The organism is Stutzerimonas kunmingensis, assembly GCF_900114065.1.
Classification (GTDB): Bacteria; Pseudomonadota; Gammaproteobacteria; order Pseudomonadales; family Pseudomonadaceae; genus Stutzerimonas; species Stutzerimonas kunmingensis.
Window position 1 is genome coordinate 363,511 of the sequence record NZ_FORS01000003.1, and the last position, 20,437, is coordinate 383,947.

Below are 20,437 nucleotides of genomic sequence, written 5' to 3' on the forward strand. Positions count from 1 at the left end.
GATCACGGTCACTACGAATCGTGACTGGGAGGCGGCGGGCGCCCTGCGTTACGTTTTTCTCTACAATTCCGCCCCTGATTCCTCGAAGAGACGAGCCCGTGCAAACAGTGATCGCCATTGAGCAGCTCACCAAGACCTACGCTTCCGGCCACCCGGCGCTCAAGCGCATCGACCTCGAGATCCACAAGGGCGAGATATTCGCTCTGCTCGGGCCCAACGGCGCCGGCAAGACCACGCTAATCAGCATCATTTGCGGCATCGTCAACCCCGGCAGCGGGCGAGTGCTGGTCGACGGCCACGATATCGTTCAGGACTACCGCGCCGCGCGTTCGAAGATCGGCCTGGTGCCGCAGGAGCTGTTCAACGAGGGCTTCGAAAGCGTCTGGGCGACGGTGCGTTTTTCGCGCGGCCTGTTTGGCAAGGCGCCGGACGATTCGTTCCTGGAGAAACTGTTGCGCGATTTGTCGCTGTGGGACAAGCGCAATGCCCGCATCCTCGAGCTTTCCGGCGGCATGAAGCGCCGCGTGATGATCGCCAAGGCGCTGTCCCACGAGCCGTCGATCCTGTTCCTCGACGAGCCCACCGCCGGCGTCGACGTCGAGCTGCGTCGTGACATGTGGGAAATGGTCCGCGGCCTGCGCGAGCGTGGCGTGACCATCATCCTCACTACCCACTACATCGAAGAAGCCGAGGAAATGGCCGACCGCATCGGGGTGATCAGCCGCGGCGAGATCATTCTGGTCGAGGACAAGGACGTGCTGATGCACAAGCTTGGCAAGAAGCAGCTGACCCTGCATCTGCAGCGACCGCTGGCCGAGATTCCCGCGGAACTGGCCAGCTATCCGCTGGAGCTCACCGATGCCGGCAACCAGCTGGTGTTCACCTTCGACGCCCAGCATGAGGACACTGGCATCGCCGAGCTGCTCCGGCGCCTGGCGGCCCACGGCATCGACTTCAAGGATCTGCAGTCGAGCCAGAGCTCGCTGGAAGAAATCTTCGTCAATCTGGTTCACGGTCGCTGAGGAAAAGCCCGCATGAATTTCTACGCGATCCGCGCGATCTACCTGTTCGAACTGGCGCGCACCTGGCGCACCCTGCTGCAGAGCATCGCTACCCCGGTGATATCCACCTCGCTGTACTTCGTGGTGTTCGGCTCGGCCATCGGCGCGCGAATGGAGGCAATGCACGGCATCCCTTACGGCGCGTTCATCATCCCCGGCCTGATCATGATGGCGCTGCTCACCGAGAGCATCTCCAACGCCTCATTCGGCATCTACATGCCGCGCTATTCCGGAACCATCTACGAGGTGCTGTCGGCGCCGGTGTCCTATGTCGAGATCGTCATCGGCTATGTCGGTGCGGCGGCGACCAAGTCGCTGGTGCTTGGCGTGATCATCCTTGTCACCGCGCGGCTGTTCGTCGATTACGAAATCCAGCATCCGCTGATGATGGCACTGTTCCTGGTGCTGACGGCCGTCACCTTCTGCCTGTTCGGCTTTATCATCGGCATCTGGGCCGATGGCTGGGAGAAGCTGCAGATCGTTCCGGCGCTGATCGTCACGCCGCTGGCCTTTCTCGGCGGCAGTTTCTATTCCATCGAGATGCTGCCGCCGCTGTGGCAGAAGGTCACCCTGTTCAACCCGGTGGTGTACCTGATCAGCGGCTTCCGCTGGAGCTTTTACGGCGTCTCGGACATCAGCGTCGGTGTCAGCCTGGCGATGATTCTTGGTTTCCTCGGCGCCTGTCTGCTGGCGGTGTGGTGGATATTCAAGACCGGCTATCGGTTGAAGAACTAGCCCGCAATGAAAACGCCCGCATCTGCGGGCGTTTTCATTAGCGCGTCGGGGGGCTTACTTGCCGAACATCTTGCCCAGACCGAGAACCGCATCCTTGGCTTGGGTGACAGCCTGGACCTTCTCATTCACTGCTCCAGCGTCGTCGCCAGCTGCGTTGGCTGCCAGGCCGTCGGCGTCCAACTGAGCGCAGCCGTCTTCGACCTGATTCAGCACATTGCTGAGTTTTTCGTTGCCTAGCATCTGGCCGAGCAGCTTGCCGGTTTCCAGATTGCCCTGCTGGGCGGCCAGCTGCGCTTGGCATTTGGCTTGCGCGTCAGTGGTGGCGGCCTGCAGCGAGGTGCTGGCGAGGATGACGGCGGCACAGCCGAGAATGAGGGAAATACGCATGGATACGCTCCTTGTAATGCCGATCACAACAGGTGATCGATCGAGTCCGTTCGAAAAGGGCGTTGATGATAGCTGTTGGCCTGCATAACGGAAAGGCTCTGGAATGGAGGTTTCGTGATGCACCGCTGGCAGCGGATGGTGTCTGTTGCGACTCTACCCCCCTCTTGAAAGCAAGAAGCCCCGCGCGGCTTGCGCCGGCGGGGCTTTTTGTCGGTGCGGTCGCGCTTACAACCCGGCAGCGGCGCGCAAAGCGTCGGCCTTGTCGGTCTTTTCCCAAGTGAAGGCGGTGAAGGTGTCGGCCCCCACCGTCATCTCGTAGGGATTGCGGCCGAAGTGGCCGTAGGCCGCGGTGGCGCGGTACATCGGGTGCAGCAGGTCGAGCATGCGGGTGATCGCGTAAGGGCGCAGATCGAAATGCTCACGGACCAAAGCGATGATCTTGTCGTCGCTGAGCTTGCCGGTGCCGAAGGTGTTCAGCGAGATGGATGTCGGCTGCGCTACGCCGATGGCGTAGGACACCTGAATCTCGCAACGATCGGCGAGGCCGGCGGCGACGATGTTCTTCGCCACGTAGCGGCCGGCGTAGGCGGCCGAGCGGTCGACCTTGGACGGGTCCTTGCCGGAGAAGGCGCCACCGCCGTGGCGGGCCATGCCGCCGTAGGTGTCGACGATGATCTTGCGGCCGGTCAGGCCGCAGTCGCCCACCGGGCCGCCGATGACGAACTGGCCGGTCGGATTGATGTGGTACTGGGTGTCCTTGTGCAGCAGCTCCGCGGGCAGGCTGTGCTTGATGATCAGCTCCATCACCGCTTCGCGCAGGTCGCTCTGCTTGACCTCGGGGTTGTGCTGGGTGGACAGCACGATGGCGTCGATGCCGGCGACCTTGCCGTTCTCGTAGCGGCAGGTGACCTGGCTCTTGGCGTCCGGGCGCAGCCATGGCAGCAGGCCGTTCTTGCGTGCTTCGGCCTGGCGTTCGACCAGGGCGTGGGAGAAGCGGATCGGCGCCGGCATCAGCACGTCGGTCTCGTTGCTGGCGTAGCCGAACATCAGGCCCTGATCACCGGCACCCTGGTCTTCCGGCTTGGTGCGGTCGACGCCCTGGGCGATGTCCACCGACTGCTTGCCGATGATGTTGATGATGCCGCAGGTGGCGCCGTCGAAACCGACTTCCGAGCTGTTGTAGCCGATGTCGACGATGACGTCGCGCACCAGTTGCTCCAGATCGACCCAGGCCGAAGTGGTGACTTCACCGGCAACGATCGCCACACCGGTCTTGACCATGGTTTCGCAGGCCACGCGGGCATGCTTGTCCTCGGCGATGATGGCGTCGAGCACCGCATCGGAGATCTGGTCGGCGATCTTGTCCGGATGCCCTTCGGACACGGACTCGGAGGTAAAAATCGAGTATTCGCTCATCTATCGGTTTCCTATTACCGGTGGGTGAGTCGGTCGTCAGGGGCGGACCGGGAAAAGTACCGGGCCTGGATCTGAAAACCGTTCTTCAAGCCAATGTAGAGGCTCTCGCCGGGCGTGAGCCCCGCGGCATCGGCCCAACGGGCCAGATCGTCCTGTTCGAAGCCCAGCCAGAGATCGCCGCAGGCCTCCCTGGCCCAACTCTGGTTGTGGCTGCACAGCTCCGTGACCAGCAGACTGCCGCCCGCGTTCACCAGCCGTGCCAGTTGTTTGATCGCCTCGCCGGGCGCCGCCAGGTGATGCAGCACCATGTTCAGCACCACGCAGTCTGCCGGCGGGCAGTCGTCGTGCAGTGCGTCGGCGAGCTTCAGCTCGACATTTGTCAGCCCCGCTTCCTGACAGCGCGCACGCGCCAGGTCGAGCATGGCGGGGCTGTTGTCCAGCGCCACTACGCGTGCGAAGCGCCGCGCCAACTCCGGCAGGAAACTGCCATCCCCGGGACCGACTTCCAGCGCCGTGGCGCTGGCATTGAAGTTCAGCGCATCGAGCAGGGCCACCACGCTGTCGCGGTACTGTGGCAGGCCGGCGATAAGGTCCTGACGGGCCTGAAAGCTGTCGGCCATGCGCGCGAAGAAATCCTCGCTGGCGGCGCTGCGCTGGGCATGCACGGCGGCGATACGGGCCTCGATCTCGCGCGGCAGCTCCAGCCGATCGGCTTCCTCGAGCAGCGCCGCGTGCAGCTTGCCGCCGGGGCTGTCGACCAGCGGCAGACTGCGCCGGTAGAACACCGCGTTGCCTTCGCGGCGGGTTGCCAGCAACCCAGCCTGGGTAAGTACCTTGAGGTGGTGGCTCATGCCGGACTGACCGATGGCGAAGATCTGCGCCAGCTCGAGCACGCCGAACGAGTCACTGGCCAGCGCCCGCAGTACGTTCAAACGCAATGCATCGCCGCCGGCCTTGCACAGGGCGGCGAGCGAATCACTGGCGTCGAAACGGATCTGGGGCATGCGCAGGCTCATAAGCCGCGCAGTCTAGTCGGTCACTTTTCGTACAGCAAGGGCAATATCAAAAAGTTTTGATATTGCCCTTCTGGGGCGCAGGGTTACTGCAGCAGGCGGGACAACCCCAGGGTGCACGACACCAGGCCAAGGCCGATGAGGAAGTAGTTCGGCAGGATATCCAGCAGGCGCTGAATCAGTCCTTCGCCGGCCAGACGGCGCGAGAGCAGGCTGTAGGCGAGCAGGATGCTCAGATCGATCACCGCCCAGATCACGATGAGCACCGTCGCCTGTGGCGCGAACGGCTGCGCGGGCAGGATGAAGCCGGGGAGGAAGGCGAGAAAGAACAGGATGTCCTTGGGGTTGGACAGGCCCACCGCCATGGCCCGCCAAAAATAGTGCGCCTCGCTGCGTTTGGGCATGGCGGCCTCGCTGCGTCCGCCGCACAGGCTGTCGCAGCCCAGCCAGATCAGGTACAGGCCGCCGAGGATCTGCCCGGCTTCGAGCACCAGCGGGTCGAGGTCCAGCGCCAGGTAGATCATCACCAGTGCGGCGATCATCAGGATCTGCGCAGACAGCGCACCGCCGAGAATCGTCCACAGTGGCCAGCGCCGGCGCGCGTCGGATACCACCAGTGCGACCACCGGTCCGGGAGAGGCGATCAGCAGGGCGACCGCCGCGGCGAAGGCGAGATAGGTAGCGTTCATAGTTCGGTCACCAGGCCGAATACCCGGCTGCGTTTGCCCAGGCGCTCGGCATAGAAGTTCGGATTGGTGATGGCGAAGGCGCGCTGGATCCAGCGATCGCTTCCGTCGAAGCGTGCACTGAAGGGGCTGCGCGCGTGAGCGGTGCGGCGATTGTCGATGATCAGCATGTCGCCACGATTCAGCCGCACCGGCTCGACCACCTCCCAGGCGATGGCGCGCAGCTTGTCCATCAGTTGTTGGGCGCGGCTGCTGAAGGCCAGCATGAAGTGCGGGTCGAAACGGAAGAAAGGTGCATCCGGGTCGCCGTAGAGGATGGTCTGGTGGCGATTGATGTCGATGCGCTGGTTCTTTTCGGTGGGACCGTAATCGGACAGGAAGTTGTACGGCTCGGTGAGGAAGAACGCCTGCTCTTCGAAGGTCAGTCGCTCGAGGATGCGCTCGATCGAGGCGATATAGGTGACCGCCTCCGCGTCGGGGTCCTGGCGCAGGCAGAGCAGCACCAGATAGTCGGGCAGTACGGCGTGGAAGGCGTTTTCCGTGTGCAGGTCCAGTTCGGTATCGAAACTGTCCGACGTTGCACCGCGGGAATGTGCCTGCTGCGGGAAGAAGTTGTTGACGATGCAGCCCTCGGATTCCTGCAGATAGCCGATCGGTTCGCCGAGCAGGGCGGTGGCCTGCAGCAGAAGGCGCTCGCTGCTGTCGTCGGGTTTGCAAAGCAGGTCGCGGCTCAGCGGTGTTGGCGGGGTGTCGCCGATGGGCAGACTTTCGAGGGTCATGAAGCCTTTCTTGTTACCGAACAGCCTGAAATTGATGATCTGGCCGATCTGCTCATGCTGCAGTGCGCTCTTCTCTACCGTATTGGCCAGGAGCGTCTCGTAGTATTTGTTCTGCATGGCATCCTTTCCTGAGTTTTTATTGGTGCGCGTGCGCGTTAAGTGAATACCGAAGCTGGCCCGGAACCCCATTGCTGGCGCAGTATTGGGACGCTGGAAAAGATTGGAAAATGGAAAAAATGACCCCTAAGGATGAGTTTTAGTCATGCCGGATTCGGTTGTCGCAGCGCCGCGCATGCCGCCGCTCTATGCCTTGCGCGCCTTCGAGGTGGCGGCGCGTTTCGGCTCGTTCACCCAGGCCGCGCAGAGCCTGTTCATCACCCAGAGTGCGGTCAGCCGGCACGTGAAGACGCTGGAAGAGCATCTCGGCTGCCAGCTGTTCGAGCGGCACGGCTCGCGTCTGACGCTGACCGATGCCGGGCGACTGCTGGCGCAGGAGTTGAAGATCGGTTTTCGCACCATCGAAAACGCCTGCGTTGCGGTGACCCGCCAGCGCGGTGCGTTGCGCCTGAAGGCGCCGTCGACGCTGACCATGCGTTGGTTGCTGGGCACGCTGGAGGGCTTTCATATGGCCAATCCGCAGAGCCGCGTGCAGTTGACCAGTGCCTGGATGGATCTGGACGCAGTGGATTTAAGTAGCGAGCCGTTCGACTGTGCAATTCTGCTCGGCAACGGCGGTTTTCCCGCTGATTGGCGACGGGTGAAGCTGTTCGATGAGTGGCTGGTGCCGGTCTGTGCCCCCGAACTGCTTGGCACCACGGCTTGGACCACGCAGCGGCTGGGCGAGGCGGAGCTGATCCATCCCTCGCGGGATTGCCGTGACTGGCGGCGCTGGCTGCAGCGTACCGGGCGCGCGGATCAGATCGCCTGGCAGCAGGGCAAGCTGTTCGACACCCTCGAGCTGGGCATCTCCGCCGCGTCGCAGGGGCATGGTGTCTCGATCGGCGATCTGGCGCTGGTCGGCGCCGAGCTGCAGCGCGGCAGCCTAGCGCTGCCGTTCCATCAGGCAGTGAAGTCCGGTGACAGCTATTACCTGGTCTGGCCTGGCGGCGGCGATGAGTCGGCGACCCTGATGCGCATGCGCGATTACCTGCTCGAACACCTGCCGGACGTGACCAGTCAGGGCGTCGAGCTGTTGGATTGAGCTTGCGGGGCTGCCATTCAGTCATTGCCGGGGCCACCCTCGGTAGGGGAAAATGGCCGCCTTTTTCTACGTACACCCGCAGGAGATTCAGCGATGCCCAGCCGTCGTGAGCGAGCCAATGCCATCCGCGCCCTCAGCATGGATGCTGTGCAGAAAGCCAACAGCGGCCACCCGGGTGCCCCCATGGGCATGGCGGACATCGCCGAAGTCCTCTGGCGCGATCATCTGAAGCACAGCCCGACCAACCCGCAGTGGGCCGACCGCGACCGCTTCGTGCTGTCCAACGGCCATGGCTCGATGCTGATCTACTCGCTGCTGCACCTGACCGGTTACGACCTGACCATCGATGACCTGAAGAACTTCCGCCAGCTGCACAGCAAAACCCCGGGCCACCCGGAGTTCGGCTACACCGCCGGCGTCGAGACCACCACCGGTCCGCTCGGTCAGGGCCTGGCCAACGCTGTCGGTTTCGCCGTGGCGGAGAAGGTCATGGCGGCGCAGTTCAACCGCCCCGGCCACAACATCGTCGACCACAACACCTATGTGTTCCTCGGCGACGGCTGCATGATGGAAGGCATCAGCCACGAAGTCTGCTCGCTGGCCGGGACCCTTGGCCTGAACAAGCTGATCGCCTTCTACGACGACAACGGCATCTCCATCGACGGCGAAGTGCACGGCTGGTTCACCGATGATACCCCGCGTCGCTTCGAAGCCTATGGCTGGCAGGTGATCCGCAACGTCGACGGCCATGACGCCGACGAGATCCAGATGGCCATCGAGACCGCGCGCAAGAGCGACCGTCCGACGCTGATCTGCTGCAAGACCATCATCGGCTTCGGCTCGCCGAACAAGCAGGGCAAGGAAGAATCCCACGGCGCTGCGCTGGGTGATGCCGAAATCGCGCTGACCCGCGAGGCGCTGGGCTGGAAACACGGCCCGTTCGAAATCCCGGCCGAGATCTACGCCGAGTGGGACGCCAAGCAGAAGGGCGCCGACGCGGAGAACGAGTGGAACAAGCGCTTCGCCGCCTATGAAACCGAATTCCCGGCGCTGGCGTCCGAGTTCAAGCGGCGCATGGCCGGCGAGCTGCCGGCTGACTTCGCCGACAAGGCCAGCGAGTTCATCCGTGAAGTCGCCACCAAGGGCGAAACCATCGCCAGCCGCAAGGCCAGCCAGAACTGTCTGAATGCCTTCGGCCCGCTGCTGCCGGAGCTGCTCGGCGGCTCGGCGGACCTCGCCGGCTCCAACCTGACTCTGTGGAAGGGCTGCAAGCCGGTAGTCGCTGAGGACGCCTCGGGCAACTACATGTATTACGGCGTGCGCGAGTTCGGCATGGCCGCGATCATGAACGGCATCGCCCTGCACGGCGGCCTGATTCCGTACGGCGCAACCTTCCTGATGTTCATGGAATACGCCCGCAATGCCGTGCGCATGTCCGCCCTGATGAAGCAGCGCGTGCTCTACGTCTTCACCCACGACTCCATCGGTCTTGGCGAAGATGGCCCGACTCACCAGCCGATCGAGCAGCTGACCAGCCTGCGCACCACGCCGAATCTGGACACCTGGCGCCCGGCCGATACCGTCGAGTCGGCGGTGGCCTGGAAGCATGCGGTCGAACGCAAGGACGGCCCGAGCGCGCTGATCTTCTCGCGCCAGAACCTGCCGTTCCACGTGCGCGACAACGAGACCGAGGCGGCCATCGCCCGCGGCGGGTACATCCTGAAGAACTGCGTCGGCGAGCCGGAGCTGATCCTCATCGCCACCGGTTCGGAAGTCAGTCTGGCGGTGCAGGCCGCCGACAAGCTGACCGAGCAGGGCCGGAAGGTGCGTGTCGTCTCGATGCCTTGCACCAGCGTGTTCGATGCCCAGGACGCCGCCTACAAGCAGCAGGTGCTGCCGGTGGAAGTCGGTGCACGCATCGCCGTCGAGGCGGCGCACGCGGACTACTGGTACAAATACGTCGGCCTTGACGGTCGCATCATCGGCATGACCACCTACGGGGAATCGGCTCCGGCCAACCAGCTGTTCGAGGAATTCGGCTTCACCGTCGACAACATCCTCGCCGTCGCCGAAGAGCTGCTGGAGGACTGACCGCAAAGATGGGGTGGATGGCTGCGGCCATCCACCCATCGAGCCCCATCCGCGTAGGGTGGAGAACATCGGTTTTCCACCTGCAGGACCGACGAAGAACCCATGGCCAACGCCCGTCCCTATCGCGTCGCCCTCAACGGCTACGGCCGCATCGGCCGTTGCGTGCTGCGTGCATTCTATGAGCGCGGCGCCGCCTTCGATTTTCAGTTCGTTGCCCTCAACGATCTGGCCGACATGGCCAGCCTGGAATACCTCACCCGTTTCGACTCCACCCACGGCCGCTTTCCCGGGGAAGTGAGCGTGGACGGCGATTGCCTGCACCTCAACGGACACTGCGTGAAGGTGCTGCGCGAGTCGACGCCCGAGGCCATCGACTGGCGGGCGCTGGACGTCGATCTGGTGCTGGAGTGCTCGGGCGCCTACACCAGTCGCGCCGATGGCGAGCGCTTTCTCGCCGCGGGTGTGCCGCGGGTGCTGTTCTCGCAGCCGATGGCCAGCGCGGCGGATGTCGATGCCACGGTGGTCATGGGCATCAACCAGCAACAGCTGACGGGTTCCGAGCGGCTGGTGTCCAACGCTTCCTGCACCACCAACTGCGGCGTGCCATTGCTCAAGCTGCTCAACGACGCGGTGGGCATCGAGTACGCCTCGATCACCACGATTCACTCGGCGATGAACGATCAGCCGGTGATCGACGCCTACCATCATGAGGACTTGCGCCGCACCCGTTCGGCCTTCCAGTCGGTAATTCCGGTGTCCACCGGCCTGGCGCGGGGTATCGAACGCCTGCTGCCGGAACTCTCGGGGCGGATTCAGGCCAAAGCGGTGCGGGTGCCTACGGTGAACGTCTCCTGTCTGGACATCACGCTGCAAACCGCCTGCGATACCGATGCGCGAACGATCAACCGGGTGCTGCGCGAGGCCGCCGAAGGCGGGCCCTTGCAGGGCTTGCTGGCGTATACCGAGCTGCCCCACGCCAGCTGCGATTTCAATCACGATCCGCATTCGGCGATCGTCGACGGCAGCCTGACGCGCGCGTCCGGCCCGCGCCTGGTGAACCTGCTGGCCTGGTTCGACAACGAATGGGGGTTCGCCAACCGCATGCTCGACGTCACCGACCACTATCTGCGCGTGGCCAATCGCACCTAGCCCCCGCGCCTGGAACATCGCTGCTTCTCGACCTTAAGGAAGACCAACATGACCGTTTTGAAGATGACCGATCTCGACCTCCAGGGTAAGCGCGTGCTGATCCGCGAGGACCTCAACGTGCCGGTGAAGGATGGCGCGGTGAAGAGCGATGCACGCATCCTGGCCTCGTTGCCGACCATCAAGCTGGCGCTGGAGAAGGGCGCGGCAGTGCTGGTCTGCTCGCACCTGGGGCGACCGGAAGAGGGCGTCTACAGCGAGGAAGACAGCCTCAAGCCGGTCGCCGACTACCTGTCCAAGGCCCTCGGCCGCGAAGTGCCGCTGGTCAAGGACTACCTCGAAGGCGTCGAGGTGCAGCCGGGTGAGCTGGTGCTGCTGGAGAACGTGCGCTTCAACAAGGGCGAGAAGAAGAACACCGACGAGCTGGCGCAGAAATACGCCGCGCTGTGCGACGTTTTCGTCATGGACGCCTTCGGCACCGCGCACCGCGCCCAGGGCTCGACCCATGGTGTGGCCAAGTTTGCCAAGGTGGCCTGCGCCGGCCCGCTGCTGGCGGCAGAGCTGGATGCCCTGGGTAAAGCGTTGAAAACCCCGGCCAAGCCAATGGTCGCCATCGTCGCCGGTTCCAAGGTGTCGACCAAGCTCGACGTGCTGACCTCGCTGGCCGACATCTGCGACCAGCTGATCGTCGGTGGCGGCATAGCCAACACCTTCCTCGCCGCGGCGGGTTACAACGTTGGCAAGTCGCTGCATGAAGCGGATCTGCTCGACACCGCCAAGGCCATCGCGGCCAAGGTTGCCGTGCCGCTGCCGGTGGACGTGGTGGTCGCCAAGGAGTTCGCCGAGAGTGCCGAGGCCACGGTCAAGGCTGTCGCCGACGTCGCCGACGACGACATGATCCTCGATATCGGACCGAAGACCGCCGCCATGTTCGGCGAAATGCTCAAGGCTTCGCAGACCATCCTCTGGAACGGTCCGGTCGGCGTGTTCGAATTCGACCAGTTCGGCAACGGCACTAAGGTGCTGGCTCAGGCCATCGCCCAGAGCCCGGCGTTCTCCATCGCCGGAGGCGGCGACACCCTGGCAGCCATCGACAAGTACGGCGTGGCCGAGCAGATCTCCTACATCTCCACCGGTGGTGGCGCCTTCCTCGAGTTCGTCGAGGGCAAGGTGCTGCCGGCGGTCGAAGTGCTGGAACAGCGCGCCGACTGAAACTTCGCGCGCGAGGCGAACGCCTTGCCCCATGCGCTGCCGGCCCAGGAGATGCTGGGCCGGCAGCGCATGGGGCAACCCCGGCGGCTTGCCGTGGTCTTTGTTCTATCTGGAACAAGGAAAGGGGATGCACCATGCGATATGCCGTAGTTGCTGTTTGCTGCCTGGGGTTGGCCGGTTGCGCCGGGAATTCACCGGATAGCGCTTGCCAGGTACTCGACCCACCGCCTGTCCTCAGCCCGACTGCCGAGCATGACCAGCGCGTCGAAATGCAGGCCACGGGCGACCCGACCATCACCACGCAAGACGGCCTGCAGGATTGCCCGTGATCACCGTTTGCCAAGGAGAAGGAATGAACAAAGGCCTGTCCATGCTGATCGCAGCGTTGCTGCTCGGCGGTTGTGGCCACTGGCAATCCGGCCCGGATGCGCCATTCGTGCGCTGGAAATGCCAGAGTCAACAGAACATCGCCTGGCGATACGCTGACGATCAGCACACGGCGATCGACCTGAAACTGGGCAATGACGAACGTATTCATACCCTGCGAAAGGAACCAGCCACCCGCGGCAGTTTCTATAGCGATGGCGTACTCGCTTTCCACGACAAGGGTAACGAGGCGCTGGTGTACCGCGTCGCCGATGACAAGGTGCTGGCCCATGGCTGCAGTGCGTCGCTCATCAGCATTTAGCGGCTAATGATTCATACAGGCCTCGCCGATGCGGGGTTTTCGACTGAAAGCTGGCGGGACGCTGGCATTTGCCGCCCCCGCCACTACAATGCCGCGCCCAGCGTGCGGCGCTTGAACAGCGTCGGCCACTGCGGCAGGCTCTACACGATCAAACGACCCAGACCGGGAGAAAGGAAAACATGGCACTCATCAGCATGCGCCAGATGCTCGACCACGCCGCCGAGTTCGGCTACGGCGTGCCGGCCTTCAACGTCAACAACCTCGAGCAGATGCGCGCCATCATGGAAGCGGCTGACAAGACCGACTCCCCGGTGATCGTCCAGGCTTCCGCCGGTGCCCGCAAATACGCCGGTGCGCCGTTCCTGCGTCATCTGATCCTGGCGGCAATCGAAGAATTCCCGCACATCCCGGTGTGCATGCACCAGGACCACGGCACCAGCCCGGATGTCTGCCAGCGTTCGATCCAGCTCGGCTTCTCCTCGGTGATGATGGACGGTTCGCTGCAGGCAGACGGCAAGACCCCCGCCGACTACGACTACAACGTGCGCGTGACCCAGCAGACCGTGGCCTTCGCTCACGCCTGCGGTGTTTCCGTGGAAGGTGAGCTGGGCTGCCTGGGCAGCCTGGAAACCGGTATGGCCGGCGAGGAAGACGGCGTCGGTGCCGAGGGCGTACTGGACCACAGCCAGCTGCTGACCGATCCGGAAGAAGCCGCCGACTTCGTCGCCAAGACCAAGGTCGATGCCCTGGCGATCGCCATCGGCACCAGCCACGGCGCCTACAAGTTCACCAAGCCGCCGACCGGCGACACCCTTTCGATCCAGCGCATCAAGGAAATCCATGCGCGCATTCCGGACACTCATCTGGTGATGCATGGCTCCTCGTCGGTGCCGCAGGAGTGGCTGCAGATCATCAACCAGTACGGTGGTGAAATCGGCGAAACCTACGGCGTGCCGGTCGAAGAAATCGTCGAGGGCATCAAGTACGGCGTGCGCAAGGTCAACATCGACACCGACCTGCGTCTGGCCTCCACCGGCGCGATTCGCGAGTTCATGGCGAAGAACCCCAGCGAGTTCGACCCGCGCAAGTACTTCGCCAAGACCGTCTCGGCCATGCGCGACATCTGTATCGCCCGCTACGAGGCCTTCGGTACCGCCGGCAACGCCAGCAAGATCAAGCCGATCTCCCTGGAAGGCATGTTCCAGCGCTACGCCAGCGGCGAACTGGACCCGAAGATCAACTGATCCGTCCAGACGTGAAAAAGCCCGCGCTATGCGGGCTTTTTCGTTTCGGCGCAGTGTCGGTCAGCTGGCGAGCAATGCCTGAATCTGGCTGTGCAGCGTGTCCAGGGCGAAGGGCTTGGCCAGCACCGGCGCCGAGCGCGCAATGGGGCTGCCCGATTCATAGATTTCAATCGGATAGCCGCTGATGAAGATCACCTTGAGGTCGGGCCGCAGCTTGAGTGCCGGCTCGGCGATCATCACTCCGGATACATTGCCGGGCAGGCGGAAGTCGGTTACCAACAGATCCAGCTGCGGTTTGGTCGCCAGGATTTCGAATGCCTTGGGCGCGCTGTCCGCTTCCAGTACCTGGTAGCCCTCGCTGGCCAGATAGTCCGAGAGCAGGCTGAGGATATGCGGCTCGTCTTCGACGAGCAGAACGATTTTCGGCAGTGCGTGGTTCATGGTGGTCTCGATGTTGCGTTTCGCTGCATTCCAGCCGTTGTAGAGCCGGACAGGATTTCGACAGGTTACGCGCTGCAAGTTTCAGTCCTGCAGCCGGACGGTCGTCGCTTTCCGCCGGCTACTGTGCGCTGGCGCACGTTGTGAGTGGCATCCTCGCCGTTCCAGGCGCAACGCTCAATGCCTACCTTAGCCGGGGGCGCCTAGCCGGGGGCGCCTAGCCGGGGGCGCCTGACCAGCAGTACAGGTCGGTCGCAGCACTGGCCCTAGGCTCGAGGCCGCGCTAGGGTTGCGCCATTCTCTTGCTGGAGTCGCCCATGAACGATACCGAGGCCGCCGCGCAGCGCACGCTCGATTACTACCGCCTCAATGCAGAGGCTTTCCGCGAGGGTACGCTCGACCACGACGTCAGCCAGAACATCGATGCCCTTCTGCGTCACATTCAGGCAGAACCGCCGCTGCGCATCCTCGACCTCGGCTGTGGTCCAGGTCGTGATCTGAAGACCCTGAGAACCCGCGGGCATGTGGCGATAGGCCTCGATGGAACAGAGGCGTTCGTCGAGATGGCGCGCGCCGACAGTGGCTGTGAAGTCTGGCATCAGGATCTGCTGCAACTGGAGCTTCCGGCCGAATCGTTCGATGGCATCTTTGCCAATGCGGTGCTGTTTCACGTGCCTAGCACCGAGTTGCCCAGGGTTCTTTTGCAGCTGAGCGATAGCTTGAAGCCGGGTGGGGTGTTGTTCTGCTCCAACCCGCGCGGTCAGGATCAGGAGGGCTGGAGTGGCGATCGCTACGGCGTCTGGTATGCCTGGCCGACCTGGCGCGAACGCGTGCTGGCCGCCGGTTTCGTCGAACTGGAACACTACTACCGCCCCGCCGGGCTGCCACGGGAGGAACAACCTTGGCTAGCGAGTGTCTGGCGTAAAGGTTGAACGGCCAATGCAGACCGCAGAATGCAACCTGCATCACGCTTCGTATTGCGTTTTGCACGGCTTAATGCCTGGGCATAATTTCATAAGTTATTGTTTTTGGTAGATAAAAAATCATTGGTTAGGTTGGCACGAACGCTGCTCCGTTAGGTTCGCTGGAACTTATTGGAGTACAGAACAATGACCGCTGCACAACAATTCCTCACTGCCGCATTCCCTGAGTTCGAAGTGCTCACCGAGCCCCGCCCGGATGGCGGGCTGCTGTTAACCCTGCGCAACGACGACCGTGTTCTGGTCAAGCGAGCGCTTTCCAAGGGCCAGACCCAGACCCGGATGCAACTGGAATGGGTCGTCAGCTCGGTACGCCGGGACCTCGCGTTGGAGGCGGGGATGTCGCCTTCCATCGCACATCTGCAGAGCCAGAGCCGTACCGCACTGCCGACCTACGAGTACGCCTGAGCCGCTCGGCTGCGGGATGACCGCAGCCATATTTTTCGACACCGGGCCGCAGAGCCCGGTTCGTTTGCCGTGAAGCCGAAGAGGATAGCCACATGAACGCCATCGACCTGTTGATTGAGGATCATGAGCGCGTGAAGGACCTGCTGACGCGCCTGACCGATTCCACCGAGCGTGCCGTGAAGACACGCACCGAGCTGCTGAGCAAGCTGGAAATGGAAGTCACCATCCATACCCAGCTTGAAGAGCAGATTCTCTATCCCGCCTACAAGGAGGCTGGCGGCAAGGAAGAAGCAAAGATGTACCACGAGGCCAAGGAAGAACACCGTGCGGTGGATGCTCTGGTACTGCCGGATCTGAAGGCAACCGATCCCGGCAGCCTCGAATTCTCCGGTCGCGCCAAGGTGTGCAAGGAGCTGCTCGAGCACCATATCGAGGAAGAGGAATCGGAAATGTTCCCGCAGGCACGCGAGCTTTTCGATGCCAAGCGCCTCGAGGAAATGGGTGAGCAGATGAACGAACTACGCACCCGCCTCAAGAAGGAGCTCACCGCCAAGCTGGCGGCCTGAGTACCGGATGGGCTGCCGGGGCGTCCTGCCTCGGTGCGCCCGACTATCGTCTGTCCCCGGACCCATCGCTTCGCTGACTTGCATCAATAATGCGACGAAGCGCCGCTGCGACCCTAGATGGCTTTATGGCATCAACTGGTACCACACCTGATCGTCGCCCCTGACTGGCAGAAAGCCAAGCGAAGGTGGGCGCGCCGGGCGGGCCATCGCATCGGGAAAGGCATGGAAGACGAGCTGAAGGCGCTGTTGCAACGAGTCGGGCTGGGCCTCGACCAGATCCTTACGCGCAAGCGTTTCCTGCAATGGCAAGCCAGCGATGCGCTGCGCCTTAACCGGGCGGCTGCTGAGCTCGAGCCGGCGCATCGGGTCTTCATCGAAAAACTCTATGAACACCTTGCCGACTTCGGCCAGCCGTCAGCGATGCGCAGCGATCGCGCCGGTCTGACACGCCTCAAACAGCGCCAGCAGGAGTACTACCGCCGCCTCTGGAGCGGACCATATGAGCGCGACTATGTGCGTGATCGCCTGCTGGTCGGGCTGGTGCATCAGCGCGTCGGCGTCGACCTGGAGTGGTATCTCGGGGCTTACCGCCTCTATCTGTCGGAAATGCTGCGCGCCCTCGTAGGCGACGACGAGCAGCATGCGATTTACGACAGCCTGCTGAAGATCGTTTTCTTCGACATGATTCTCGCCATCGACACCTACAGTGCGGCGCAGCGACATGCGCTGGAGGACAGTGAAGCGCGCCTGACGCGCGCGTTGCGCGGCTCCGAAGACGGCATCTGGGAGTGGGACGTCGAGCATGACCGGCTGCACCTTTCCGAGCGCTGGACCGCCATGCTGGCAATGCCAGCACAACCCAGCTACTGCAGCCGCAGCTGGTTCGAACGGGTGCACCCGGACGATCTGCCCGGGTTGCGCGAGGCCATCGCCGACCACCTGAACGGGCGCAGCCCTTCGCTGGTTCACGAGTATCGCGTCCGTACCGAGCGCGGTGAGTACCTCTGGGTGCTGGTGCGCGGTGTGGCCGAACGCTGCGAGCTGGGGACCTTGCGCATGGCCGGTTCGCAGACCGACATCAGCGCGCGCAAGGCCGCCGAAGACTGCTTGCGTCACGCGGCACGTCACGATGCGCTGACTGGCCTGGCCAACCGCCTGCACCTCGAGGAGCTGCTCAAGGAGGTGCAGCAGCGTCCCCATGGACGCGCTGCCGCGCTGCTGTTCGTGGACCTGGACCGCTTCAAGCTGATCAACGACAGTCTCGGGCATGGCGCCGGCGACCAGGTGCTGGTCGAGGTGGCGCAGCGCTTGCTGCGCTGCCTGCGCCCCGGCGATCACCTAGCACGCTTCGGCGGCGATGAGTTCGTCGCCCTGCTCGGCGATCTGGCCTGCGAGGCCGATGCCGAGCGTGTGGCGCAACGGATGCTGGTCGCGCTGCGTCAGCCGCTGCAGCTCGGCGAGCGAACGCTGTCGGTCAGCGCCAGCATCGGCATCGCGCCCTTGCAGCGTGACGGCCAGGCGCTGAACGCGCTGCAGGCGGCTGATCTGGCGCTGTACCGGGCCAAGAGCGCCGGCAAGGACCAATTCGCGCTGTTCTGCGATGGCCTGCATTCCAAGGCAGCGCGCCAGCTGGAGCTCGAGAGCGCACTGGCGCAGGCGCTGACGCGCCGTGAATTCACCTTGCACTATCAGCCGATCTGCCGTGTAGCAGGCGATCAACCCTATCTGGTCGGCGTTGAAGCGCTGCTGCGCTGGCGCTTCAACAACCAGCCGGTGGCGCCCAATGAGTTCATTCCGGTGCTGGAAGAGTCGCGCGAGATCGTCCGGGTTGGTGAGTGGGTGCTGCGCGAGGCCTGCTGTCAGGTGCGCCGCTGGCAGCTGGCGGGTCAGAGCCAGCTGTACTGCGCGGTCAACCTGTCGATTCGTCAGCTGCAGCAGCCCGGTTTCGCCGCGCTGCTGGCCCGTGTGCTGCGTGAAACCGGCCTGCCGCCCGCGAGCCTGCTGCTGGAGATCACCGAGACGCTTTTGATGCAGGACAGCGAGCTGATGATGGGCGCGCTGCACGAGATTGCCGCGCTGGGTGTTCGCCTGGCGCTGGACGACTTCGGTACTGGCTATTGTTCGCTCGGTTACCTCAAACGTTACCCGCTGCATGTGCTAAAGGTCGATCGCAGCTTCATTGCCGCCGCACCGGACGATGCCGACTCGGTGGCGATCAGTCGCGCCGTCATCGGCCTTGGCCAGAGCCTCGGCCTGGCAGTCGTCGCCGAAGGCGTGGAGCACCCCGAGCAGGTGGCGTTCCTCGTGGCCGAGGGCTGCCAGCTGGTGCAAGGCTATTGGTTCAGCCGGCCGCGGCCGGCTACGGAACTTCAGGCATTGTTCGACGGCGAGCGCTGTGTCGACGGGCTCTGGCGGCTGCGTCCCGCGCAGCCGGCGGTCGCGTAACGATCACGACGACCGTCGAGCCGATCGGTCGGGGATGGGCTCTGACGGGGCGGTCAGGGCACTCTTGCGGCAAACGGGGGTCAACCTTCTGTGAATCTGCTGGATTCAAGAATTCGCCGGCCACTGCCGGACCACTCTGAAGGAGGTTAACCATGCGTCTTACCTATCTGCTGCCCCCCGTACTCGGGCTCCTGTTGGTCGGTTGCGGCCCGGATGAAGATCGCGAGCGCGAGCCGACCCCGCCGCCGGCGACTACCGAGCAGCCCGCCGCCCCTTCCACTGACACCACCACCCCGCCTGCAGGCAGTGGCACCGGGACCGGCACGGCGCCGAGCACCGGGACGGGTACCGGCACTGGTGCCTCGGGAGACATGGCGACCCCGCCGGCCGACAACGGTAGCGGCCTGGGCACTGAATCCGGCTCTGGCACCGCGCCCAGCACTGGCACTGGCACCGGTACTTCGCAGTAAGTTCGGCACCGCGTGATCCGGGCACCCCTCGCTTGCCGCGGGGTGCCTTCAGCAGGAGACAGCGATGAAGTGGAAATTTGCATTCGCCGGTGCGCTGACCGCGCTGGCTCTGGCCGGGTGCTCGCCGGACGACGAAGAGTCCGCGCTGGATAACAACAGCCGCAACCAGCAGGAATATCAGAACACCGCGACCGATCCTGCCGGGCCGCGGGAAATTTCGCCGCCGTCCAACCAGGCCAACGAGTAGATCGTCGATTCGGCGTCGCGCAGGCTAGGCGAACTGGCCTGCGGCGTAGGCCGATGCCCAAGCCCACTGGAAGTTGAAACCACCCAGGTGGCCGGTAACGTCCAGCACCTCGCCGATGAAATACAGCCCTGCTGATTTCTGCGATTCCATGGTCTTGGATGACACTTCCCGCGTATCTACCCCGCCCAGCGTCACCTCTGCCGTGCGATACCCTTCGGTGCCGGCCGGTACCAGCTGCCAGTCTGCGAGCTTCTCGGCAATCGCTTCCAGTTCGCTGGGTACGTATTGCTTCAGCGGTCTGGATGCGAACCAGTGCTCGCAGAGCAGCCCGGCCATCTTGCGTGTGAAAACCTCGCCGAGCAGCGTCTTCAACTCTGCATTGGGGCGCTCCTGCTTCTGCGTCGCCAGCCACTCGCCGAGGTCGAGATGTGGCAGCAGGTTGATGTGCACCACATCTCCCGGTTGCCAGTAGGACGAGATCTGCAGAATCGCCGGGCCGGAGAGCCCGCGGTGGGTGAACAGGATGTTTTCGCGAAAGCTCTGGCCGTTGCAGCTGACCAGGCAATCTTCTACTGAGGTGCCGGACAGCTCGGCGCAGATCGTCTTGAGCTGCGGCTCGGTGATGGTGAAAGGCACCAGTCCAGCGCGTGTCGGCAGCACGTTGTGGCCGAACTGCCGCGCGATCTGATAGCCGAAGCCGCTGGCGCCGAGGGTCGGAATCGACAGGCCGCCGGTGGCGATCACCAGCGATTGGCAGCGCACCGGGCCGATGCCGGTGTACAGCAGATATCCCTCAGCATGCTTCTCGATCGACTCGACCGGGGTGTCCAGACGCAGATCCACGCCGGTCTGCGCGCATTCGTCCAGCAGCATCTCGAGGATGTCGCTGGACTTGTTATCGCAGAACAGCTGACCGAGCTTCTTCTCGTGATAGGGCACGCCGTGACGGCTGACCATCTCGATGAAGTCCCACTGGGTGTAGCGCGCCAGCGCCGACTTGCAGAAGTGCGCGTTACTCGAGAGGAAATTCGACGGCTCGGTGTACAGGTTGGTGAAGTTGCAGCGGCCGCCACCGGACATGAGGATCTTCTTGCCGGCCTTGTTGGCGTGGTCCAGCAACAGGACCTGGCGGCCCCGCGCAGCGGCGGTGAAGGCGCACATTAGACCGGCCGCACCGGCACCGATTACCACCACGTCAGTCTGCACCAGCGCTAACCTCGTCGG

General features: G+C 63.6%; 22 protein-coding genes. 15 read left to right on the forward strand and 7 right to left on the reverse strand.

The genetic code is table 11. From position 1 onward, the window contains the following. Nucleotides 1-98: 98 nt before the first annotated feature. Nucleotides 99-1,022, forward strand: coding sequence for an ABC transporter ATP-binding protein (locus BM275_RS09750; RefSeq protein ID WP_090520863.1), 924 nt, complete (start codon nt 99-101; stop codon nt 1,020-1,022). 12 nt (nt 1,023-1,034) lie between these two features. Continuing rightward, nucleotides 1,035-1,796, forward strand: coding sequence for an ABC transporter permease (locus BM275_RS09755; RefSeq protein ID WP_014818773.1), 762 nt, complete (start codon nt 1,035-1,037; stop codon nt 1,794-1,796). Nucleotides 1,797-1,850: 54 nt separating this feature from the next. On the opposite strand, the gene BM275_RS09760 is transcribed toward BM275_RS09755, so the two are convergent. From BM275_RS09760 to BM275_RS09780, 5 genes are all read right to left on the reverse strand, one after another. Next, the gene (locus BM275_RS09760) at nt 1,851-2,183 is read right to left on the reverse strand and encodes a hypothetical protein (RefSeq protein WP_014818774.1); all 333 of its coding nucleotides are present in this window, start codon (nt 2,181-2,183) and stop codon (nt 1,851-1,853) included. Between the two features lie 225 nt (nt 2,184-2,408). Then, nucleotides 2,409-3,599, reverse strand: coding sequence for a methionine adenosyltransferase (gene metK, locus BM275_RS09765; protein WP_014818775.1), 1,191 nt, complete (start codon nt 3,597-3,599; stop codon nt 2,409-2,411). Between the two features lie 14 nt (nt 3,600-3,613). Beyond that, nucleotides 3,614-4,615: an ArsR/SmtB family transcription factor gene (locus BM275_RS09770; RefSeq protein WP_090520865.1), complete on the reverse strand. Its 1,002-nt coding sequence runs from the start codon at nt 4,613-4,615 to the stop codon at nt 3,614-3,616. Nucleotides 4,616-4,698: 83 nt separating this feature from the next. After that, on the reverse strand, nt 4,699-5,301 hold the full coding sequence (locus BM275_RS09775; RefSeq protein ID WP_014818777.1) for a LysE family translocator: 603 nt from the start codon (nt 5,299-5,301) through the stop codon (nt 4,699-4,701). Continuing rightward, nucleotides 5,298-6,194, reverse strand: coding sequence for a TauD/TfdA family dioxygenase (locus tag BM275_RS09780; RefSeq protein WP_044314612.1), 897 nt, complete (start codon nt 6,192-6,194; stop codon nt 5,298-5,300). Before BM275_RS09780 ends, BM275_RS09775 begins: the two co-directional genes overlap by 4 nt. A 145-nt stretch (nt 6,195-6,339) precedes the next feature. On the opposite strand from BM275_RS09780, the gene BM275_RS09785 reads away from it, so the two are divergent. From BM275_RS09785 to fba, 7 genes are all read left to right on the forward strand, one after another. Continuing rightward, the gene (locus tag BM275_RS09785) at nt 6,340-7,278 is read left to right on the forward strand and encodes a LysR substrate-binding domain-containing protein (protein WP_090520868.1); all 939 of its coding nucleotides are present in this window, start codon (nt 6,340-6,342) and stop codon (nt 7,276-7,278) included. 93 nt (nt 7,279-7,371) lie between these two features. Continuing rightward, entirely contained in the window at nt 7,372-9,369 is a 1,998-nt protein-coding gene (gene tkt, locus BM275_RS09790) for a transketolase (protein ID WP_046617543.1), read from the forward strand. Between the two features lie 102 nt (nt 9,370-9,471). Beyond that, nucleotides 9,472-10,518, forward strand: a complete 1,047-nt coding sequence (gene epd / locus BM275_RS09795) for an erythrose-4-phosphate dehydrogenase (protein ID WP_045666226.1) — start codon at nt 9,472-9,474, stop codon at nt 10,516-10,518. Between the two features lie 48 nt (nt 10,519-10,566). Beyond that, a complete protein-coding gene (locus BM275_RS09800; protein WP_042927228.1) occupies nt 10,567-11,727 on the forward strand; it encodes a phosphoglycerate kinase in 1,161 nt (386 codons plus the stop codon). A gap of 134 nt (nt 11,728-11,861) precedes the next feature. Beyond that, nucleotides 11,862-12,056, forward strand: coding sequence for a hypothetical protein (locus BM275_RS09805; RefSeq protein ID WP_014818783.1), 195 nt, complete (start codon nt 11,862-11,864; stop codon nt 12,054-12,056). A 23-nt stretch (nt 12,057-12,079) separates the two neighbouring features. After that, entirely contained in the window at nt 12,080-12,415 is a 336-nt protein-coding gene (locus tag BM275_RS09810; protein ID WP_090520874.1) for an MliC family protein, read from the forward strand. A gap of 179 nt (nt 12,416-12,594) precedes the next feature. Then, the gene (gene fba / locus BM275_RS09815; RefSeq protein WP_014818785.1) at nt 12,595-13,659 is read left to right on the forward strand and encodes a class II fructose-bisphosphate aldolase; all 1,065 of its coding nucleotides are present in this window, start codon (nt 12,595-12,597) and stop codon (nt 13,657-13,659) included. A 60-nt stretch (nt 13,660-13,719) separates the two neighbouring features. Here the strand turns inward: fba and BM275_RS09820 are convergent, their stop codons facing one another. Continuing rightward, nucleotides 13,720-14,100: a response regulator gene (locus BM275_RS09820; RefSeq protein ID WP_014818786.1), complete on the reverse strand. Its 381-nt coding sequence runs from the start codon at nt 14,098-14,100 to the stop codon at nt 13,720-13,722. A 314-nt stretch (nt 14,101-14,414) separates the two neighbouring features. On the opposite strand from BM275_RS09820, the gene BM275_RS09825 reads away from it, so the two are divergent. The 6 genes from BM275_RS09825 (at nt 14,415) to BM275_RS09850 (ending at nt 19,213) form a co-directional block, all read left to right on the forward strand. Beyond that, on the forward strand, nt 14,415-15,029 hold the full coding sequence (locus BM275_RS09825) for a class I SAM-dependent methyltransferase (RefSeq protein WP_014818787.1): 615 nt from the start codon (nt 14,415-14,417) through the stop codon (nt 15,027-15,029). Between the two features lie 177 nt (nt 15,030-15,206). Beyond that, the gene (locus BM275_RS09830; protein ID WP_003301474.1) at nt 15,207-15,485 is read left to right on the forward strand and encodes a DUF3509 domain-containing protein; all 279 of its coding nucleotides are present in this window, start codon (nt 15,207-15,209) and stop codon (nt 15,483-15,485) included. Between the two features lie 92 nt (nt 15,486-15,577). Then, nucleotides 15,578-16,051, forward strand: coding sequence for a hemerythrin domain-containing protein (locus BM275_RS09835; RefSeq protein WP_046617546.1), 474 nt, complete (start codon nt 15,578-15,580; stop codon nt 16,049-16,051). Between the two features lie 222 nt (nt 16,052-16,273). Then, nucleotides 16,274-18,496, forward strand: a complete 2,223-nt coding sequence (locus BM275_RS09840) for a putative bifunctional diguanylate cyclase/phosphodiesterase (RefSeq protein ID WP_090520876.1) — start codon at nt 16,274-16,276, stop codon at nt 18,494-18,496. Between the two features lie 152 nt (nt 18,497-18,648). Continuing rightward, nucleotides 18,649-18,966 (forward strand): hypothetical protein, encoded by a 318-nt coding sequence (locus BM275_RS09845; RefSeq protein ID WP_023446035.1) that lies wholly within the window; start codon nt 18,649-18,651, stop codon nt 18,964-18,966. Nucleotides 18,967-19,030: 64 nt separating this feature from the next. Then, entirely contained in the window at nt 19,031-19,213 is a 183-nt protein-coding gene (locus tag BM275_RS09850) for a hypothetical protein (protein WP_023446034.1), read from the forward strand. A 24-nt stretch (nt 19,214-19,237) separates the two neighbouring features. Here BM275_RS09850 and BM275_RS09855 read toward each other — a convergent pair whose 3' ends face one another. Further along, complete coding sequence (locus BM275_RS09855; RefSeq protein ID WP_090521181.1) at nt 19,238-20,422, reverse strand: BaiN/RdsA family NAD(P)/FAD-dependent oxidoreductase; 1,185 nt, start codon at nt 20,420-20,422, stop codon at nt 19,238-19,240. Between the last annotated feature and the right edge of the window lie 15 nt (nt 20,423-20,437).

Bases quoted from the DNA above. Each gene is read 5' to 3' on its own strand.
- fba (WP_014818785.1), top strand. From the start codon at position 12,595: ATGGCACTCATCAGCATGCGCCAGATGCTCGACCACGCCGCCGAGTTC.
- BM275_RS09840 (WP_090520876.1), top strand. From the start codon at position 16,274: ATGGAAGACGAGCTGAAGGCGCTGTTGCAACGAGTCGGGCTGGGCCTC.
- BM275_RS09835 (WP_046617546.1), top strand. From the start codon at position 15,578: ATGAACGCCATCGACCTGTTGATTGAGGATCATGAGCGCGTGAAGGAC.
- BM275_RS09825 (WP_014818787.1), top strand. From the start codon at position 14,415: ATGAACGATACCGAGGCCGCCGCGCAGCGCACGCTCGATTACTACCGC.
- BM275_RS09780 (WP_044314612.1), bottom strand. From the start codon at position 6,194: ATGCAGAACAAATACTACGAGACGCTCCTGGCCAATACGGTAGAGAAG.
- BM275_RS09755 (WP_014818773.1), top strand. From the start codon at position 1,035: ATGAATTTCTACGCGATCCGCGCGATCTACCTGTTCGAACTGGCGCGC.
- BM275_RS09810 (WP_090520874.1), top strand. From the start codon at position 12,080: ATGAACAAAGGCCTGTCCATGCTGATCGCAGCGTTGCTGCTCGGCGGT.
- BM275_RS09775 (WP_014818777.1), bottom strand. From the start codon at position 5,301: ATGAACGCTACCTATCTCGCCTTCGCCGCGGCGGTCGCCCTGCTGATC.
- BM275_RS09820 (WP_014818786.1), bottom strand. From the start codon at position 14,100: ATGAACCACGCACTGCCGAAAATCGTTCTGCTCGTCGAAGACGAGCCG.
- BM275_RS09805 (WP_014818783.1), top strand. From the start codon at position 11,862: ATGCGATATGCCGTAGTTGCTGTTTGCTGCCTGGGGTTGGCCGGTTGC.
- BM275_RS09785 (WP_090520868.1), top strand. From the start codon at position 6,340: ATGCCGGATTCGGTTGTCGCAGCGCCGCGCATGCCGCCGCTCTATGCC.
- BM275_RS09850 (WP_023446034.1), top strand. From the start codon at position 19,031: ATGAAGTGGAAATTTGCATTCGCCGGTGCGCTGACCGCGCTGGCTCTG.
- BM275_RS09760 (WP_014818774.1), bottom strand. From the start codon at position 2,183: ATGCGTATTTCCCTCATTCTCGGCTGTGCCGCCGTCATCCTCGCCAGC.
- epd (WP_045666226.1), top strand. From the start codon at position 9,472: ATGGCCAACGCCCGTCCCTATCGCGTCGCCCTCAACGGCTACGGCCGC.
- BM275_RS09845 (WP_023446035.1), top strand. From the start codon at position 18,649: ATGCGTCTTACCTATCTGCTGCCCCCCGTACTCGGGCTCCTGTTGGTC.
- BM275_RS09800 (WP_042927228.1), top strand. From the start codon at position 10,567: ATGACCGTTTTGAAGATGACCGATCTCGACCTCCAGGGTAAGCGCGTG.
- BM275_RS09770 (WP_090520865.1), bottom strand. From the start codon at position 4,615: ATGAGCCTGCGCATGCCCCAGATCCGTTTCGACGCCAGTGATTCGCTC.
- BM275_RS09830 (WP_003301474.1), top strand. From the start codon at position 15,207: ATGACCGCTGCACAACAATTCCTCACTGCCGCATTCCCTGAGTTCGAA.
- tkt (WP_046617543.1), top strand. From the start codon at position 7,372: ATGCCCAGCCGTCGTGAGCGAGCCAATGCCATCCGCGCCCTCAGCATG.
- metK (WP_014818775.1), bottom strand. From the start codon at position 3,599: ATGAGCGAATACTCGATTTTTACCTCCGAGTCCGTGTCCGAAGGGCAT.